The 18,655-nt window shown below is 58.7% G+C and carries 17 protein-coding genes; 8 read left to right on the top strand and 9 right to left on the bottom strand.

Features of this window, described 5'->3' with window-relative positions; all coding sequences use genetic code 11:
* Positions 1 to 80: 80 nt before the first annotated feature.
* Positions 81 to 1,133: an aldo/keto reductase gene (locus tag L8H52_RS17795; RefSeq protein WP_242208051.1), complete on the bottom strand. Its 1,053-nt coding sequence runs from the start codon at positions 1,131 to 1,133 to the stop codon at positions 81 to 83.
* A gap of 201 nt (positions 1,134 to 1,334) precedes the next feature.
* Between L8H52_RS17795 and L8H52_RS17790 the strand changes: the two genes are divergently transcribed.
* The 5 genes from L8H52_RS17790 (at position 1,335) to L8H52_RS17770 (ending at position 4,780) form a co-directional block, all read left to right on the top strand.
* Complete coding sequence (locus tag L8H52_RS17790; RefSeq protein ID WP_242208052.1) at positions 1,335 to 2,051, top strand: YafY family protein; 717 nt, start codon at positions 1,335 to 1,337, stop codon at positions 2,049 to 2,051.
* 51 nt (positions 2,052 to 2,102) lie between these two features.
* Positions 2,103 to 2,444: a nuclear transport factor 2 family protein gene (locus tag L8H52_RS17785; protein ID WP_242208053.1), complete on the top strand. Its 342-nt coding sequence runs from the start codon at positions 2,103 to 2,105 to the stop codon at positions 2,442 to 2,444.
* Positions 2,445 to 2,466: 22 nt separating this feature from the next.
* On the top strand, positions 2,467 to 3,582 hold the full coding sequence (gene zapE, locus L8H52_RS17780; RefSeq protein ID WP_242208054.1) for a cell division protein ZapE: 1,116 nt from the start codon (positions 2,467 to 2,469) through the stop codon (positions 3,580 to 3,582).
* Between the two features lie 17 nt (positions 3,583 to 3,599).
* Positions 3,600 to 4,181: a DinB family protein gene (locus tag L8H52_RS17775; protein ID WP_242208055.1), complete on the top strand. Its 582-nt coding sequence runs from the start codon at positions 3,600 to 3,602 to the stop codon at positions 4,179 to 4,181.
* Between the two features lie 101 nt (positions 4,182 to 4,282).
* On the top strand, positions 4,283 to 4,780 hold the full coding sequence (locus L8H52_RS17770; RefSeq protein ID WP_242208056.1) for a GNAT family N-acetyltransferase: 498 nt from the start codon (positions 4,283 to 4,285) through the stop codon (positions 4,778 to 4,780).
* Between the two features lie 367 nt (positions 4,781 to 5,147).
* Here the strand turns inward: L8H52_RS17770 and L8H52_RS17765 are convergent, their stop codons facing one another.
* The 4 genes from L8H52_RS17765 to L8H52_RS17750 all read right to left on the bottom strand — a co-directional run bounded on the left by L8H52_RS17765 (position 5,148) and on the right by L8H52_RS17750 (position 10,057).
* Positions 5,148 to 5,357, bottom strand: a complete 210-nt coding sequence (locus tag L8H52_RS17765; RefSeq protein ID WP_123375311.1) for a hypothetical protein — start codon at positions 5,355 to 5,357, stop codon at positions 5,148 to 5,150.
* A 185-nt stretch (positions 5,358 to 5,542) separates the two neighbouring features.
* Positions 5,543 to 7,771 carry a TonB-dependent siderophore receptor gene (locus L8H52_RS17760; RefSeq protein ID WP_242208057.1) on the bottom strand — a complete coding sequence of 743 codons (2,229 nt, stop codon included), beginning with the start codon at positions 7,769 to 7,771 and terminating at the stop codon, positions 5,543 to 5,545.
* A 145-nt stretch (positions 7,772 to 7,916) separates the two neighbouring features.
* Positions 7,917 to 9,665: a phosphoethanolamine transferase CptA gene (locus tag L8H52_RS17755; RefSeq protein ID WP_242208058.1), complete on the bottom strand. Its 1,749-nt coding sequence runs from the start codon at positions 9,663 to 9,665 to the stop codon at positions 7,917 to 7,919.
* A 209-nt stretch (positions 9,666 to 9,874) separates the two neighbouring features.
* Positions 9,875 to 10,057: a DUF6026 family protein gene (locus L8H52_RS17750; RefSeq protein WP_064391122.1), complete on the bottom strand. Its 183-nt coding sequence runs from the start codon at positions 10,055 to 10,057 to the stop codon at positions 9,875 to 9,877.
* Between the two features lie 272 nt (positions 10,058 to 10,329).
* Here L8H52_RS17750 and gnd point away from each other — a divergent pair, with 272 nt between their 5' ends.
* Genes gnd through L8H52_RS17735 form a run of 3 tightly spaced genes read left to right on the top strand, consistent with a single transcriptional unit; the run spans position 10,330 to position 13,648 of the window.
* On the top strand, positions 10,330 to 11,310 hold the full coding sequence (gene gnd / locus L8H52_RS17745; protein WP_242208059.1) for a phosphogluconate dehydrogenase (NAD(+)-dependent, decarboxylating): 981 nt from the start codon (positions 10,330 to 10,332) through the stop codon (positions 11,308 to 11,310).
* Positions 11,307 to 12,830: a glucose-6-phosphate dehydrogenase gene (gene zwf, locus L8H52_RS17740; protein ID WP_242208060.1), complete on the top strand. Its 1,524-nt coding sequence runs from the start codon at positions 11,307 to 11,309 to the stop codon at positions 12,828 to 12,830. Before gnd ends, zwf begins: the two co-directional genes overlap by 4 nt.
* Positions 12,827 to 13,648 carry an HAD family hydrolase gene (locus L8H52_RS17735; RefSeq protein WP_242208061.1) on the top strand — a complete coding sequence of 274 codons (822 nt, stop codon included), beginning with the start codon at positions 12,827 to 12,829 and terminating at the stop codon, positions 13,646 to 13,648. The genes zwf and L8H52_RS17735 overlap by 4 nt, the downstream gene beginning before the upstream one ends.
* Before the next feature lie 124 nt (positions 13,649 to 13,772).
* Here the strand turns inward: L8H52_RS17735 and nhaB are convergent, their stop codons facing one another.
* From nhaB to L8H52_RS17715, 4 genes are all read right to left on the bottom strand, one after another.
* Positions 13,773 to 15,275: a sodium/proton antiporter NhaB gene (gene nhaB / locus L8H52_RS17730; protein WP_242208062.1), complete on the bottom strand. Its 1,503-nt coding sequence runs from the start codon at positions 15,273 to 15,275 to the stop codon at positions 13,773 to 13,775.
* A 309-nt stretch (positions 15,276 to 15,584) separates the two neighbouring features.
* Complete coding sequence (locus tag L8H52_RS17725) at positions 15,585 to 16,517, bottom strand: hypothetical protein (RefSeq protein ID WP_242208063.1); 933 nt, start codon at positions 16,515 to 16,517, stop codon at positions 15,585 to 15,587.
* 134 nt (positions 16,518 to 16,651) lie between these two features.
* A complete protein-coding gene (locus L8H52_RS17720; protein WP_242208064.1) occupies positions 16,652 to 17,941 on the bottom strand; it encodes a hypothetical protein in 1,290 nt (429 codons plus the stop codon).
* A 279-nt stretch (positions 17,942 to 18,220) separates the two neighbouring features.
* Positions 18,221 to 18,487: a hypothetical protein gene (locus L8H52_RS17715; protein ID WP_242208065.1), complete on the bottom strand. Its 267-nt coding sequence runs from the start codon at positions 18,485 to 18,487 to the stop codon at positions 18,221 to 18,223.
* Between the last annotated feature and the right edge of the window lie 168 nt (positions 18,488 to 18,655).

The following is an 18,655-nucleotide window of genomic DNA, read 5'->3' as shown; positions in this document are numbered from 1 at the left end:
GCCTGCTCGCGAAGGCGTCAGATCAGCCAACCTCTTGTCGACTGACCCGCTGCTTTCGCAAGCAAGCCCTCACAGTCGCGTCAGGCTACCGGGATCATCGGCAGGTCGAGGGTTTGTGGTCCGGTGTAACGCGCGACTGAACCGGCAATCGTCTCGTGCGGCACACCGGCCGCCACGACGCTGATGTCATCCAGACGCGCCATGTGCTGTTCGCTCAATTGCACCTCAAGTGCGCCGAGGGTGGCATCCAGTTGTTCGCGGGTACGCGAGCCGAGGATCGGGATCAGCGCGGTCGTCGAGCGCCGGGCCTTCTCACGTAACCAGGCAATAGCGACATGGGTCGGGCTGGCGTCGATTTCTGCGGCCACCGCCAGCAACGTATCGAGCAGGGCGGTTTCGCGGGCACTTTTTTCCGCGTGCACCAACATGCCGAGTTTGCTCGCCCGGTTGTTGTCATCGCCGCCGCGATATTTGCCCGTAAGGAACCCGCCGGCCAGAGGTGACCACAGGGTTGCCGCCAGTCCAAGTGCCTCGGCCATTGGCAGCAACTCACGCTCGGCGCTGCGTTCGGCGAGGCTGTATTCGACTTGAATTGCGGCGATCGGTGCAAAGCCGCGCAGTTCAGCCAACACGTCAGCGCGGGAGACGCGCCACGCCGGGAAGTTCGACAACCCGGCATAGTGGATTTTGCCGGCCCGCACCAGATCATCAAAACCGCGCAGGATTTCTTCCATCGGCGTCACGCCATCGGTCACGTGCGCCCAGAACAGATCAATGTGATCGGTGTTCAAACGTTTAAGACTTTCCTCTACTGCGCGAACCATGTTCTTACGGCTGTTGCCGGTGTGGGAAATGCCTTCGGCCGGGGTCGTGCCCATGCTGTATTTGGTGGCGATGACCAGACGATCACGCTCCGGGGCAATGAACTCACTGAGCATCGATTCCGACTGCCCGCCCTGATAACCATTGGCGGTATCAATGAAGTTGCCGCCTGCATCGAGGAAACCATCAAAGATCCGCTTGGCTTCGTCACGTTCGGCGCCGTGGCCCCAACCGGTGCCGAAATTGCCGGCGCCCAGCGCCAGTTCAGAAACACGCAGGCCGGTTTTGCGACCAAAAACCTTGTAGTGCATGGCAACGTCCTCGATGGAAATTCGCGTGATATAAAAATTACGATCGAAATATCAAGCCAATATGATGTTGATAATATTCAGTGTCAAGACGCTCGTCGCTCAACGGTCAAACCTGCGCATCATCGTCGCCACACTCCTGCCATTTTCTGACACCAGCCTCTGCTAAGCTCCGGAATCTTTTCCCTCCAGAGTCCGCCGATCGTGTCGCGTACCACTCGTCTTTTGACTTTGCTGCAAGTGCTGCGCGGCAAGAAACGTCCGGTGACGGCGGCGATCCTAGCCGCCGAGCTGGAAGTGTCGGAGCGCACGCTCTATCGAGATATCGCTGAACTGACCGCCCTCGGCGCGCCGATCCATGGCGAGGCGGGGATTGGTTATGTGCTGCGCAGCGGCTTGTTTCTGCCGCCGCTGATGCTCAACGCCGACGAGACCGAAGCCATCGTTCTCGGCCTGCGCTACGTTGATCAGCGCGGTGATGAAGTGCTCGGCAAAGCGGCGGCGGATGCGCTGGCGAAAATTGCCGCCGTGCTCGATCCGCAGGCCCAGGAAGCGCTGCGCAATCCCACGGTGATGCCGGGCCCGCCGGGCTATGGTTTCCCGCAAAACGCCGTGCCGTTGAACGTGTTCCGCCACGCCATTCGCGATCAGGCCAAACTGCACATCGATTACGCCGACGCGCAACAGGTGCCCAGTCAGCGCCTGATCTGGCCTTTGGCGCTGGGTTTTCTCAATGAGGTGCGGATCATTGTCGCGTGGTGCGAATTGCGCAGCGCTTACCGCACTTTTCGTACCGATCGGATCAGCGCCGCCAGCCGTCAGGGCGACATTTATCCGGGGCGCCGCAGCGACTGGTTGCGCACTTGGCGCGAGCAGATGCAACTGGATGAAAGCGGGCGTTTCACTCCTGACAAAAACTGACGCAGGGCTGTTTTACGATGTGAGCAGAACCACACAAAAGGAGCTGCAATCATGTCTCATCCCGCCTCAACGCTGGCCCCGGCCATCGCTGCGTATATCGATGCGGCCAACGCACGCGACACCTCGCGGGTCGCCAGTTTTTTTGCCGAGGATGCCAACGTGTTCGATGAAGGCCAGCATCAGGTCGGCGCGAACGCCATTACGCAATGGATGCAGGATACCGGGCAACGCTATCAGCCACGGGTCGAAGTGCTCGACGTCCAGCAGCGCACCGGCAAAGTGCTGGTGCACGGGCTGATTTCCGGGACATTCCCCGGCAGCCCGGCCCAGTTGCGATACACGTTTCGCTTGAACGAACAGGGGAAAATCGCCCGGCTGGATATTTCCCTGTAAGCATCGTGGCATACTGCCGCGCATGACTTTCGACTCCCCCCTCAGCGCCTGGCAACACGCCGTTCAACACAAGGGCTTCATCCAGGATGAAGCCCAGGAACACGCGGTCTTTGCGCTGCAAAAATGCCATGAAGCCCTGCACGCCGGTGCCCGTTCGGTCACCGGCGTTTATCTGTGGGGCCCGGTCGGTCGCGGCAAGACCTGGCTGATGGATCAGTTCTATCAGAGCTTGCGGGTGCCGGCGCGACGCCAACACTTTCATCACTTTATGGGCTGGGTGCATCAGCGTTCGTTCCAATTGACCGGGATTGCCGATCCGTTGCGTGTGCTGGCCAAAGAGCTGGCATCCGAGGTGCGGGTGCTGTGCTTCGATGAACTGTTCGTCAACGACATCGGCGACGCGATCATTCTCGGTCGGCTGTTTCAGGTGATGTTCGATGAAGGCGTGGTGATCGTTTGCACCTCCAATCTGCCGCCGGATGATTTGTACGCCGATGGCTTCAACCGCGACCGTTTTGTCCCGGCGATTGCCGCGATCAAGGCGCATATGCAGGTGGTCGCGGTGAATGGCGCCGAGGATCATCGTTTGCATCCCGGCGCGGGCCTGCAACGCTACTTTGTTGCCACATCCGGGGTCAGTGCGCTGGACGAAGTTTTTCAGGCGTTGAACGCCGGGCAGTCAGCCAGCGCCGAAGCGGTGTCGGTCGGTCATCGCCAGTTGAACGTGGTGCAGGCCAGCGAAACGGTGGTGTGGTGTCGCTATGCGGATCTCTGCGAACAACCGTTCGCCGCCATGGATTTCATCGCGCTGTGCGATCGCTACAAGGCTATTCTGTTGAGCGAAGTGCCGAACCTCAGCGCCCAAAAGCGCGAAGGGCGCATCGCCCGCGGCACCGAAGATGGCGCCGAGCGGGTGGTGGCCGGTGATCGCGAGTTGCCGCAATTGTCGGTTCACGATGACGGCGTGCGGCGTTTCATCGCGCTGGTCGACGAGTGCTACGACCGCAAAGTGCCGCTGTACATCGAGGCGCAAGTGCCAATGGCTGCGCTGTACACCGAGGGTTATCTGGAATTCCCGTTCCGCCGCACCCTCAGTCGCTTGCAGGAGATGCAGCTGCAGCGCTTTGCCGAAGCTTGAGTGAAGAGGGTACCGACATGAGCCAACCGCTTTCCCATCACTTGCTGACCATGGCCTACCAGAATGCCTGGGCCAATCATCGTCTGGCCAAGGCCTGGAGCCAGCTCGAAGCGGCAGATCTGGGCGCGCCCCGGGTAAGTTTCTTTCCGAGCATTCGTCTGACCCTCAATCACATCCTCACCTGCGACTGGTTCTACGTCGATGCACTGGAACGCGAGTTGCGCGGGGACGAGCCGCATCCCGACTGCTATGTGTTTTTCAATGCGGACGAGCCATTTACCGACGGTCCAGAACTGCGCGAAGAGCAGGCGCACGTTGATCGGCGGCTGATCGCCTATTGCGAGCAACTGCGCGATGCCGATCTGGCCCGAATCGTCACTATCGCCCGCGACACACCGCAGCACGACAGCCGTCTGCGCATGCTGTCGCACCTGTTCGAACATCAACTTCATCATCGTGGCCAGGTGCATGCGATGCTCAGCGACACGTCGGTGAAACCGCCGCAACTGGATGAGTTTTTCTGTGTCGGTGAGAGCGGCCTGCGCGCCGAGGACTTTGCCGAACTGGGCTGGACTGAAGAACTGATCTGGGGGCACTGACGAGACAAAAGATTGTCGGCCGGTCCACACTCGCGCTAAGGTCAGACAGCCTTTCAGCACGCACTTTGCGCGCCGGGGCTTTTGTGTGTTCGGGGATGGAAATGGATTCCGCAGAGATTCTTGTACTTCAAGCCAGCTACAGCAATCCAACGCACGCCGAGGCCATCGGTATCGTGCTCAATCATTATGCAGAAGATCCTATGGGCGGCGGTCATTCGCTCGACCCCGATCTGCTGCGTCGACTGCCCGAAGAGCTGGCCCGGCGACCGCATGCGTTCAGCGTGCTGGCCTTCGCCGATGGTGAGCCGGCGGGGTTGGTGAATTGCTTTGAAGGCTTTTCCACGTTTGCCTGTAAACCATTGGTCAACGTCCACGATGTGGCGGTGGTGGGCAAGTTTCGTGGTCTCGGCCTGAGCCAGAAAATGCTCCAGAAAGTTGAAGAGATTGCCCGCCAGCGCGGCTGCTGCAAGATCACCCTTGAAGTGCTGGAAGGTAACGCCGTCGCGCAGAATGCTTACGGCAAATTTGGCTTCGCGCCGGGCATGTTCGACCCGAATCACGGGCGCATGCTGTTCTGGATCAAGAATCTGCAGGACTGAAAGCCTGAAAGCCCCTCACCCTAACCCTCTCCCGGAGGGAGAGGGGACTGACCGAGGTGTTTGGGCAAGGTACGCCGACCTGAAACATCGAGCCGAACTCAGGTTTGAAAAAAACCACAAATCAAACGCCGGACACCCATCCGGCCTACAGGCAACCGCCGATCCCGAAAAAACCACAAAACAGCTCCCTCTCCTTCGGGAGAGGGCTGGGCGGGCGGCGTTCCGATGAGGGGCGAATTCACCACAGTAGAAAGCCGAACATCCATCTCAATGCCCCAAAAAAAAGGCGCCCCCAATCAGGGCGCCAAACTGTCTTCTCCCAGGCCAGAGCGGAGCCACGGAAGGTCCATCGGTTGCTCGGTCAATCTCAGTCGCGGTAGGACTCGGTCACTTGCGCAGTCTGGTCGGCGGGAACGCGAATTTCTTTCGCGTTGGCGTCGCTCTGCTGCGCGCTCTGGGCGTGGTGGACCGGGAAGTTGTCGTAGTAATACCGCATGCGCTCAGCGCCGCCTTCGGCGAAGACGCTGGCAGAACCCAGGGCAAACAGCCCGGCAAGGATTACGGTAGTGATTTTCATGGTGCCTCCTACTGAACAAGTGGGAGCCGTTTCATCCATGAATCAGAACTCGAGAGGAGTCTCTCCCGTGTGAATTAACACGGGGTTAACGCCCGTTCAGTGTAGGTTTTGCAGCATGTTGCAGAGCGATATCGGACAGACGCGGCGCCCATCGGGCGAAGGTGCACCGCGTCAGAAAGCAAACGTCAAAGCTTCCAGTCGAGACTCACCGTTAGTGTGCGCGGATCACCCCAATACACGCCGTCATAGAAGCCGACGTTGTCGTAATATTTCTTGTCGAACAGATTGTTGACGTTCAGCGATGCTGACAGGTGCCTGTCGAATTCATACCGCGACATCAGGTTGACCACGGTGTAGCCGCTCTGGTTGATGCGCGTCTCTTCAGTGTCGAGGCCAACCGGTCGGGGCGCGGTGCCATACATATCGCTTTGCCAGTTCACCGCGCCGCCGACGGTCAGAGCCTGCCATTCGCCCGGCAGACGATACGCGGTGGAGACGCGCAACAGGTTCATCGGCTGATTGGTGTTGGTTCGCTCGCTTTCACCGTCGACCGAGTGGGTGTAGGTGTATCCGGCGGTCATGTTCCAGCCACGCAGGACTTCCCCGGACACTTCGGCTTCAAAGCCGTTGACCTTGTTGCCCTTGCCGCCGGATTTGTAGAACTGCTCGCGGGTAACCGGATCCGCCGGGACCGAGTTATCGACTTCAGCGACGTTATCCTGCTTGCTCCAGAACAGCGCCGTGGACAGGTTAAGGCGCTCCTCGAGCAAACTGCCCTTAACGCCTACTTCATAGTTCTTGCCAATCACAGGGTCGATGTATTTGCGATCTTTATCGCGGTTGCCCTGGGGTTTGAAGATGTCGGTGTAACTCACGTACGCCGTGTATTCCGGGGTCAGGTCATACAGCAGACCGGCGTAAGGCGTCCAGACGTCGTTCTGTTTCTGGCTGGTGTAATCGACCTTGGTCAACTGCCGGTTGGCGTTGTAGCTGTTTTCGGTTTTGGACGCTTCCCAACTGCCGTAACGGCTGCCCAACACCGCGTGCAGCTCATCCGTCAGGCTCAGGCGTGTGGCGATGTATCCGGCTTTCTGCCGGGTATCGTCTTTCGAACCGGTGAGGTCGGTAACGGTGTCGCTGAACTTGCCGATGTCGCCCATGTATTTCCAGTCGCGAATGGACCCGTAGCCCTTGGGGCGCGCACCGGCAATGGTGTAAGGAGAGTTCGAGCGGCGCTCGGCCTCTCCGTAGCCGAACATCATTTCGTGCTCGCGGCCCAGCAGCGAGTAGGGGCCGGAGACATTGAAGTCATACGCCTGCATTTTCTGCGTGCCGATCATGTGCGAGATGTAGGCGCTCATGCCACTGCGGTCGGGCTCGGGATATCCAGTGCCAGCGTAATAGACCTTGCCGTCGGTATTGCTCTCGCGGTGGGTATACGCCGCTTTCAGGCGCCAGCCGCCGGCCAGTTGCTGATCGAGCGTGGCGAACGCGGTTTTGTCCTGCAGCGGCCAGGAACTCCACGACGTCGCCATGTTGGTCGAGCGACCCAGACCGGCCTTGCTGCCATCGGCATTCCAGTAGGGCACGGTGCCCCAGGATGAACCCTGCACATGCTTGTTCTGATAATCGTAACCGACCGCCAGCACGGTGGAATCGCTCAGATCTGCCTCGAGCACGCCATAACCGACTTCCCGTTGCAGCGCGTATTTGTCCTTGATCGACTGGTTATCGCGGTAGGCCAGCACCGTGCGCCCGCGAAGACGACCGTCGAAAGCCAACGGCCCGCCGACATCGACATAACTGTAGTAATTGTCGTAACTGCCGCCGCTGACCCCGGCCAGCGCCTGCCATTTTGCGGTCGGGCGCTTGCGCACCATGTTGATGGTCGCCGACGGATCACCCGCCCCCGTGGTCAACCCCGTAGCACCGCGCACCACCTCGATACGGTCGTAAATGATCGTGTCGGAGTCGGACTTCATGCGATCGAAGGTGTTGAGCATCCCGTCGATCTGGAAGTTGTTGATCGCATAACCGCGCGACGAATAGCTGACCCGATCGGAATCCAGATGCTGCACGACAATGCCCGTGGTCTGGCGCATGGCCTCGGACAATGTACCGAGTTTGAAATCATCCATCTGCTGACGCGTGATCACCGACACCGATTGCGGGGTTTCCTTGATCGACAGATTCAGCCGCGTCGCGGTGCTCATCGCGCCGGTGGTGTAAGACTCGGTGTTTTCGGTGGTGGTGCCCAGGCCTTGCGCGCTGACGTTGGTCGCGGCCAGCTCCAGCGCTGTGTTGTCGGGCTGCGGCGGCTTTTCGGCTTCGGTTTCAGCCAGCAGATCGGCGCTGAACGCAGCACTGCACAGGCCGAGGGTGAGGGTCATGGAACGGGTAATAGGCGCGAACATCGCAGCCGACTCCTTGTCTTCGAGGGAAAAATTCCGTTTGTTCAAAGACGAGGGGTAGGGCGGGGATTTAGTATCAAACGAGAAATATTGTTATTTGTAGATGTGTCTTGCATGAAAAAGGAGCCGGTGTCGGCCCCTTCTGGTGTTACTGCTGTGCGACGCCAGACGGTGCGGCGTCAGGCTTCTTCGGCTTCATCAAACTGAAGTCGATCAGCGCACGCTGCTCGGTCTGGTACGGGTCGCCGATCAGCAATGGACGCGCCTTGAAGCTGTCGCTGACCAGGCTTTTGCTGTGGTCGAGTTCATCAAAACTCAAACCGGCGAGATCCGCCCAGGTGTGGATCAAGTGCGAGCTGCTGTACGGACGATCAAGGTCAGCGGCGAAGTTCCAGTCGTGGCTTTCCTTCCACTTCGGCGACGCCCAGGCCATGAACGGGATGGTGTACATCGGCGCGGTCGGCTTGTTTTCGTTGCGGCCCAGAGTCTTGTGGCCGACCGAGTCGAACACGTCTTCACCGTGGTCGGAGAGGTACAGCAGGAAGCCGTTCGGATCGGATTTGGCGTAATCCTTGATCAGGCTCGACACCACGAAGTCGTTGTACAGCATGGCGTTGTCGTAGCTGTTGTAGGTTGGCACCTGGTCATCACGCACACCCGGTGGCACGCCGTTGCGGTCCTGAAACTTGTCGAACGTCGGCGGGTAGCGGTACTGGTAGCTCATGTGTGTGCCGAGCAAATGCACAACGATCAGCTTGCGCGGTGCCGCGTCAGCCAGAGCCTTGTTGAACGGCTCGATCACGTCGCCATCGTATTGCGCGGCGTTCTGGTTGCGGTTGTTGTTCAGGTACACCTGCTCGTCAGCCTGCTCGGAGAAGGTCGTGAGCATGGTGTTGCGCTTGGTCATGGTCTGCTGGTTGGTGATCCAGAAGGTCTTGTAACCGGCCTGTTTCATCATGCTGACCAGCGACGGCGTCGACAGGTACAGATCCGGATGCTCTTCGTCAGCGAAGGTCAGAACCTGCTGCAACGCCTCGATGGTGTACGGGCGCGGGGTGACGACGTTGTCGAAGATCGCCAGTTGATCCTTGAGCTTGTCCAGTTCCGGCGTGGTGTTGCGCTGATAGCCGTAGAGGCTCATGCGCTGACGGTTGGTCGATTCGCCGATCACCAGCACCAGGGTCTTCGGCTGATCGGCCGAGGCGTCCTTGAGGTTTTTCAGCGGCGGGATCTTGGCGACGTCATGCAGCATGCCCTGCATGTCGGCGAGGGTTTCCAGGTAACGGTGATAGGCCACGGCCATCTGCCATGGCACTGCAGGCTCGATGCGGGTTTCAAACTTTTCGAAACCCTGGGCGAACGTACCCATGCGCAGAGTCTGTTTGACTAGCGGATAACCGACCACGGCAATCACGATCGCAAGTGCTGCGACCAGCGCGCGGCCACGGGGCATGTACACCGGGCGCAGGCGCGTCCACAGGAAGTAGGCGAACGCGGTATGGGCGAGGAATGCGGCAACCATCCACCAGGCAAAATACTGGGTCATGTATTCGCCAGCTTCAGAGATGTTCGACTCGAACATGATGAAGATGACGCTTTGCGAGAATTCCTGCTGATAGATGAAGAAGTAACCGAGGCTGGCCATCGAGCAAGCCCACAGCACCACGCCGATCAGCGCAGCGAGAAGTCTGGTGCGTTTGGGGAACAACAGCATCGGCGCCAGCCACAGCGCGCTCATGAAGAACGCCTGGCGGAATCCGCTGAAACCGGAGGTGCCGGTCAGCTGGATCAGCAGTTGGGTGATACCAGAGAAGTACCAGAAAAACACAAACAGCCAGAGAAGACCGGCCCAATCGAAACCTGTCGCAGTCGTTTTGCTGCGTTTGAACAATGCCATTCGGCGCTCCAGCTTACTCGTTACAACCACCGCCGGAACATCCGAGAAACCGACGAACGGAGGCCGTACGCGCAGGTACGGCCAGAATGGGGGCGGAGTATTACGAAGAGAATGTGAAAAGTTTGTGAGTTGCCGCTTTTTGCAGAGCGAAGCGGGCAGGTATACAGCGGGTCGGGAACCGCATTTGCCGTTCCCGAATCAGGCGGGGATCAAGCGTGCGGGTGGCGCTGAACGACCGGCAGGGGTTTGGGCTGAGCGCCCTGAGTCAAAGCGCGCAACTGCGCCAGTTCCTGCTTCAATTGGTCGCGTTCGTCTTTCAACTGGCGCAATTCATCGCGACGAATCGTCACGTACAGGGTTTGTGGCGGCATTGCTGTGTGTACTGTGCCCATTGCTCACCTCGCAAATGGCGTGCATCAACTGTAGGTCGTCCCGATTTACGGTACTGATCTACTATCGGCGCCGATTTTGATTTCTTTTGCCTGTGAATGGAACTTTTTTATTTTTCATGGTCGGTGTGTCTTCGGCATGATTCGGGGCGTTATCAGTCTGGATCGGGCACAATGCCCGGAAACTTCATCGCGACGCTCTGGACTAACCTCCATCAACTGCGTTGGGCTATAACCAATGACACACATTTATTTGTAGTAAGGAGCATCAGCACATGCAACTCGGGATTATTGGACTGGGCCGCATGGGCGGCAATATTGCGCGACGTCTGATGCTCAACGGGCACACCACCGTTGTTTACGACCGCAATACCGCTTTCATCGATAACCTGGTCGCCGAGGGCTCCACCGGCGTCGCCGACTTGCCGGCACTGGTTGCCGGCCTGGCCAAACCGCGCGCGGTATGGGTCATGTTGCCGGCCGGCGCACCGACCGAAGACACCATCAACACCCTGAGCGATCTGCTCGAAGCCGGCGATACCATCATCGACGGCGGCAACACCAACTATAAGGATGACATTCGCCGGGCCAAGACCCTGGCCGAGAAGGACCTGCACTACATCGACGTCGGTACTTCCGGTGGCGTCTGGGGCCTGGAACGCGGCTATTGCATGATGATCGGCGGCGACGCTGAAACCGTGCAGCGCCTCGACCCGCTGTTCGCCGCACTGGCGCCGGGCATGGGTGACATCCCGCGCACCAAGGATCGCAAGTCCGACGATCACCGTGCCGAACACGGCTACATCCACGCCGGTCCTGCCGGTGCCGGGCACTTCGTGAAGATGATTCACAACGGCATCGAGTACGGCATGATGGCCGCGTTCGCCGAGGGCTTCGACATCCTCAAGACCAAGTCCAGTGAACGCCTGCCGGAAGATCAGCGTTTTGATCTGAACGTGGCCGACATTGCTGAAGTGTGGCGTCGTGGCAGCGTGGTCTCGTCGTGGCTGCTCGACCTGACCGCCGATGCACTGGCCAGCGATCCGAAGCTTGACGGCTTCTCCGGTTCCGTCGCGGACAGCGGCGAAGGTCAATGGACCATCGAAGCGGCCATGGAACAAGCGGTGCCGGTACCGGTGCTGTCCAACTCGCTGTTCTCGCGCTACCGCTCGCGCGGTCAGGGCACCTTTGGCGACAAGATTCTTTCGGCCCAACGCTTCGGCTTCGGCGGCCACGTGGAGACACCGAAGAAATGACCCATACGATCCGCAGGAAATCCAAGGCAGAACCCGCACCACCGACCACGCTGTTTCTGTTCGGTGCCCACGGCGACCTGGTCAAGCGCTTGCTGATGCCGGCGCTGTACAACCTCAGTCGCGACGGCTTGCTTGACGAAAACCTGCGGATCGTCGGCGTTGACCACAACGCCATTACCGATGAAGCCTTTGCGCAGAAACTCGAAGACTTCATCCGTACCGAAGTGGCGGCGAAGGTCGGCAAGGGCGATCAGATGCTTGATCCGGCCTTGTGGGCCAAGCTCGCCAAAGGTATCAGCTACGTCCAGGGCGACTTTCTGGACGACAGCACTTATTCCGCGCTGGCGGCGAAAATCGCCGACAGCGGCACCGGCAATGCGGTGTTCTACCTGGCCACCGCGCCGCGTTTCTTCAGTGAAGTGGTGCGCCGACTCGGCAGCGCCGGTTTGCTTGAAGAAACCCCGGAAGCGTTCAGAAGGGTGGTCATCGAGAAGCCGTTCGGCTCCGATCTGCAAACCGCCGAGGCATTGAATGCCTGCCTGCTCAAGGTAATGTCCGAGAAGCAGATCTATCGGATCGACCATTACCTGGGCAAGGAAACCGTGCAGAACATTCTGGTCAGCCGGTTCTCCAACAGCCTGTTCGAAGCGTTCTGGAACAACCACTACATTGACCACGTACAGATCACCGCCGCCGAAACCGTCGGCGTTGAAACCCGTGGCAGTTTTTACGAACACACCGGTGCATTGCGCGACATGGTGCCCAATCACTTGTTCCAGTTGCTCGCCATGGTTGCCATGGAGCCGCCGGCTGCGTTCGGCGCCGATGCGGTGCGGGGCGAGAAGGCCAAAGTGGTGGGCGCGATTCGTCCCTGGACAACTGAAGAGGCTCGGGCCAACTCGGTGCGCGGTCAGTACAGTGCCGGCGAAGTCGACGGCAAAGCGCTGAACGGCTATCGCCAAGAGCCTAACGTTTCGCCTGACAGCAGCACCGAAACCTACGTCGCGCTGAAAGTGATGATCGACAACTGGCGTTGGGTCGGCGTGCCTTTCTACCTGCGCACCGGCAAGCGCATGAGTGTGCGCGACACCGAGATCGTCATCTGCTTCAAACCGGCGCCGTACGCGCAGTTCCGTGACACCGAAGTCGACGAATTGCAGCCGACGTACCTGCGCATTCAGATCCAGCCGAACGAAGGCATGTGGTTCGACCTGCTGGCCAAACGGCCGGGGCCGGCGTTGAACATGGCCAACATCGAGCTGGGTTTTGCTTATAAAGACTTTTTCGAGATGCAGCCGTCGACCGGTTACGAAACCCTGATCTATGACTGCCTGACCGGCGATCAGACGCTGTTCCAGCGCGCCGACAACATCGAGAACGGCTGGCGCGCGGTGCAACCGTTCCTTGATGCCTGGCAACAGGACGCGAGCGTGCAGACCTATGCCGCCGGTGAAGACGGCCCGCAAGCTGCCGAAGATCTGCTGACTCGCGATGGTCGCGTCTGGCATGGTCTCGGATGAGTGACGCGCCGAAACACCCCATCCGTTTTCTGCTCAGTGACATGGACGGCACACTGTTGCTGCCCGATCACACGCTGAGCCAGCGCACCATCGATGCGGTGCGTTCGCTGCGCGAGGCCGGCGTGCTGTTCAGTCTCGCCACCGGGCGACCGCCGAAAGCCATGCTGCAGCAGATCGAAGCCTTGGGCGTTGATTTGCCGACGGCAGCGTTCAATGGCGGCACGATCGTCAATCCGGATGGCAGTTTGCTGGTCGCGCATTACCTGCCGGCCACCACTGCGCTGATTGCGCTGGCAACGTTTGCCGATCAGCCGGATGTGGAAATCTGGGTGTTCAGTGGCGGCGACTGGTTGCTCAAGGATCCGCACGGGCCGATGGTGCCACGCGAACAGCATGGCCTCGGTTATCCGCCGGTGGTGGTCGAGAGTTTCGAACCGTATCTGGAACGCATCGACAAGATTGTCGCGACCAGCAACAACACTGACCTGCTGATCGAACTGGAAGCGCGACTGTTGCCGAAGGTCAACGGTATGGCGCAAGTGTCACGTTCGCAACCGGTGTATCTCGACGTGACGGCACTGGAGGCCAACAAGGGCACCGCGCTGGCGACCTTGGCCGAGCACTTGGGCATACCGCTGGAGCAGACTGCTGCCATCGGTGATGGCGGCAACGACCCGGCAATGTTTCATTGCGCAGGCTTTTCGATTGCCATGGGGCAGGCGGAGGAGGCGGTGAAGCGCCAGGCCGACGTGGTCACCGCGCCGAACACCGAAGACGGCGTGGCTCAGGCGATCGAGAAATACATCCTGCCACGCTGAACACATACAAAACCCAATGTGGGAGCGAGCCTGCTCGCGAAAGCGGTGTGTCATTCAACGAATCTGTTGTCTGACACACCCTCTTCGCGAGCAGGCTCGCTCCCACAGGTTTATTCAGTGTTGATCAGAGCCAGTAGCTCACCGCATACCAGCCCAGCAATCCCATCACGAAGGTGTATGGCAGCGCCATCCACACCATGCGCCCGTACGACAGACGCACCAGCGGCGCAATCGCCGAGGTCAGCAGGAACAGAAACGCGGCTTGACCATTCGGCGTCGCCACACTCGGCAGGTTCGTCCCCGTGTTGATCGCAATCGCCAATGTTTCGAAATGCTCACGGCTCATGTGTCCGGCGAGGAACGCCTGCTTCACTTCGGTAATGTAGATCGTCGCGACAAACACGTTGTCACTGATCGCCGACAGCAAACCGTTGGCAATAAACAGCATGCCCGGTTGTTGTTCGACCGGCAGGGCCAGGACCCACTGGATCAACGGCGCAAACAGCTGTTGATCGTGAATCACCGCGACCACTGCAAAAAACACCACCAGCAACGCGGTGAACGGCATGGCGTCCTTGAAGGCACTGCCCAAACGATGCTCGTCAGTGATGCCGGTAAACGCGGTGATCAACACAATCACCATCAAACCGATCAGACCGACTTCAGCGATGTGCAGGGCCAGGCAGCCGATCAGGATCAATGCCGCAGCGCCTTGCACCAGCAGTGCTGCGCGTTGGCGCGCCGTGCGTTCGGCGTTGTCTTCGGCGGCGTAGTTGGCCAGCACGGCGCGAACATTGTCCGGCAGCAGTGTGCCGTAACCGAACCAGCGCAGTTTTTCCAGCAACACGCAGGTGACCAGACCGGCCGCCAGCACCGGCAGCGAAACCGGCGCAACCTTGGTGAAGAACTCGCCGAAGTGCCAGCCCATTTCGTGGCCGATCAACAGGTTCTGCGGCTCGCCCACCAGCGTGCAGACACCGCCCAGCGCCGTGCCGACCGCGCCGTGCATCAACAGGCTGCGCAGAAAGGCGCGGAACTGCTCCAGATCATCGTGATGCAGTTTCGGCAGGTTCTGGTCGTCAGCGAATTCACTGTCCTGACGCGGATCGTTGCCGGACGCGACGCGGTGATAGACGGAATAAAAGCCGACCGCCGCGCTGATGATCACCGCCGTCACCGTCAGGGCATCCAGAAACGCCGAGAGAAACGCGGAAAGAAAACAGAACATCAACGCCAGCGCCGCTTTTGAGCGCACGCCCAACAACAGGCGCGAGAACAGAAACAGCAGCAGATCTTTCATGAAGTAGATACCGGCCACCATGAACATCAGCAGCAGGATCACTGGAAAGTTGTGTACCAACTCATCGTAAAGGGCTTGCGGCGTGGTCATCTTCAGCAGTAGCGCTTCGATCAGCAGCAAGCCGCCGGGCATCAGCGGATAGCACTTGAGCGCCATCGCCAGGGTAAAGATGAATTCGATCACCAGCAGCCAGCCGGCCGCGACCGGGCCAACCGTGAACAGCACCAGCGCATTGAGGATCAGAAAACCGACGATGGTCGCCTTGTACCAGCGTGGCGATTGCCCGAGAAAATTGTGCGCGAACGCCTGGGCCATTGAACCGGACATCGGTTGCTCCTTGTTTTATCGAAGCGCGCAAATTGCCGGATGTGCGGTCCAAGTTCAAGGTGTAACTGGATTTAACGTGGATGTTGCATGGAAAAGGAACCGCCTTATCGACGCTGCATGAAAAAGCCCCATCGAGTAATGACTCGGCGGGGCTGAGGTCAGATGCCCGATCAAGGTCTGCGTCTACTGTCAGAAATTACAGGTACAGGCCTATTCCCGACGAACGGCGAATGCCTTTTATCTATTCCGAAACGAAAAAAATCCGCCGAGTCATGACTCGGCGGATTTGTTTTGCTTGATGTAAGGAACCTAATTTTTTTGCAATTTCGACGAAACAACCCTAATCGCCCATGGCGTTGAGATCCGCAGGTGATCGCGATCAGATCGGAGCCTGAAGGTGTGTACCCGGTTTGGTTCCAGGCCATTGATTGCTACGGAGTAAATGCCGTAATTATTTGCAGCGAAGGGCTCCAGATCACCCTGGTAGTCGACAACCCAACCCGTTTCACCAGGGTTTGCCGTGCCCACCAATGTCACCGATCTATCGGTCGTGGACTCATGATTTCCGATCAATTGAAAAGCTTCATTGGCCCATACAAATTGAATCCTGAGTAGAGCTGGTTCTTTGATCCGAATGTTCCAGGGATCTGATTGGCTATTTTCCCCTCGCGCGATGAACTCATGGCTGCCTGGCACCAAACTCTCGACTAAAGCACTCCAATGGCTATGATCATCCACATTGAGTTCTTGCTCTTCTTTGCCATTGACCAGAAGTTTGACTTTCGTGCCGGCTACACCTCGACCGACGAAGCTCAAACTACTATGCAAAGTGCTGCCACCGGGTTCGATGAGTTTACCCTCAGGATCGGTAACGTAGCTGATTGATGCTTTTTCCTCCACATCCACGAAGACAGCATATCCCGCTGACACGTTGTTATCGGAGTTTTCCAACTTGTATTCGTGAAATCCCCGTTCCTGATTCGCCAGATAGAATCGGACGTTACCGCCTCCGTCAGCAAAAACCGGTTCGCCGATAGGAATACCGTGCCTCAGTAATTCCACTTTTTGAGCAGGCGCGACTGTGCCGTCAATAATCAAATGAGGGCTTGTGGAAGTGCCCCCAGGCTCAATGTAGTCGCCTTTGCCATTTTTGATGGTTCTTATGACGGGAATTGTGTTCGTACGCTTGTCCGGAGTATCCACAGCCTTACGCTGTTCAGACAAAGTCACTTGATCGTTCATATCAAAATTCCTTTTTCGGGTAGAGCACGCAGTGTTCTGCGCGCTCTGCTATCTGATGCCCGATCAAGGTTTGCGTCTACTGTCAGAAATTACAGGTACAGCCCCATTCCCGACGAACGGTTAATACGGCTCGCCTATGAATTTAGATACCGCGCCACCATCGCCCGATAGTTACCATCCAGTGAATAACCGCCCACGAGAATGGCATTATCCGCCTGCACGGCCAGCGAATTGGCCGTGTCCAGACTTCGGCCCAGCCGCGTGCGCAGCCAGCCTTTACCGTCGCCAAAACTGTGATCCAGGTCGCCATCACTCAAGTAGCGAGCGACGATGAAATCCGCTTCGATTCCACCAATGGTTGCACCGACCGCGATGATGCGGCCGTCCACCATGCGCTGGGCGGCGCTCCACTGGCAGCCGCTGGGGCCGATTTCCAGGAGGTGTGGCTGGCCGCCATGGTTGTGCAGATTGGGGCGGCCATTGGTGTGCGGGCTGAAAGCGAGGCAACGGATCGGGTCGCGACTGCTGCCGAAACAGTGCAGCGCGTCGGCGGACTCAAGAACCTGGCTGACCAGAGCGCTGTTGCCGTGTGCCTTGAAGGTCATGAAACCGTCCACGGCGAAGCGCTCATCGAGGCGCCCGTCGGGCAGATAGCGCGCCAACAGACCTTCCTGCGGAAAGTCGATGGAACCTGCCACCACGATCCGCCCGTCCTGTTGCACCAGCAGGCTGCTCAGCCAGGTGTTGAGCAGCAAGTGGCGAATCATCACAAAACCGCGGCCATTAAAGGTTTCATCCAGGCTGCCATCGGGTTTGAGGCGAATCAGCATGCCGGCATGGTCGGCCAGTTCGAAGTGGTGATTGGCGATCAACAGAATATGGCCGTCGTCCTGCACGACGAAATCGCAGGCTTCGGCGCCCGGTACACCCGGCGGCAGCCAGCTGTCACGACTGCCCATGGACAGGTCGCCGGGCAGGCGCACCACTTGACGACCGTTGTCGCCGAAGCGCAAATCCGGCTTGCCCTGAGCGTCGAACAACGCAAGTGCGGGCAGGGTGCGATGAGCGTTTTCATAGTGCAGGCCGGCGAGCAGGATGCGCCCGTCGGGCAGTGCCTGGACTTTGCCGGCCGTGGCTTCGAAGCCAGGAGCAAAGGTATCGATCACGCTGCCTTGATCGCCAAAGGCCAGATCGGCCGAGCCATCGGCGAGCATTCGCGCCAGTCCGAACCGGTTGCCGGCAGCAACGCCGACTTTCGCCGCGACGAGGATCCGTCCCTGTGCATCGAGGGCGATATTCTCGGTCAGGCTGGACAGACTGCCAGCGAAATACACTTGGGCGATGCCGGTGGTGGCGAATGTTTTATCGAGTTGGCCGGCAGACGCCGATAACGCCGGCAGCGCAAAAGTGTTCAGAGTGGACATGCACGCATCTCCTTGCGAGTTGACCTGTACCGGAAACCGGGTGGGTAACTGCATGAGCGGAACATTCAATCCCTGAACCGGGAGAAGTACAACTGTAAGAACTAACAGGTGGAGGGTCGCACTGTGCCAGAACAGTGTCTTTTTGAACCAATAGCAAGCCGGCCAAGCAGTTATGTCTGGGTACGTTGCAAAGAGTTGTACAGAAGTAGCAGGTGTTTAAAAGCTTACAACTAAGCGAAGAGGGCGGATGACCTGAAAGTCATCCGCATCGCCCGGCTGTTAGTGTGGCATCGACCACGATTGCAGGCTGTAACCTTCTTTACTGAGTTCAGCGCGAGCCTGCTGCAGCAGTTGCTCGAGTTGCGCTGGATCGGAGTAGGCGCTGCTTGGGATCTGTTGGCGACCGATGTGCGAATTGGTTCGGTCGATGACGGTAAGGCTCAGTTCGCCATTGCCGTCTTGTGGCGCCCAGGCCACGCACTGGAAAGGTTTGAACGCGTGGTTGGCAATCAAAAGAGCTTCGTTGATACGGAGCGGGGCGGTCATGGGGTGTTCTCTCCAGGTTGCCCAATCAAGTGATGTGCCGTCGGTTGGGCTTACCGTGCGGCTGGTTACTTGTACTGATGCACCGAACCTGTCGACGGGTCACACATGAAACAAAGAAATTTCAACTTTCTTTCATGAAATTGCTTTTTACGCGGTTTTTGAAAGCGT

Origin of the sequence: Pseudomonas sp. CROZ-RG-20F-R04-15 (assembly GCF_022662375.1) — a bacterium.
In the GTDB taxonomy this organism is placed as follows: Bacteria; Pseudomonadota; Gammaproteobacteria; order Pseudomonadales; family Pseudomonadaceae; genus Aquipseudomonas.
The sequence above is the reverse complement of the archived record's forward strand: the minus strand, read 5'-3'. Positions and strand labels throughout refer to the sequence as shown.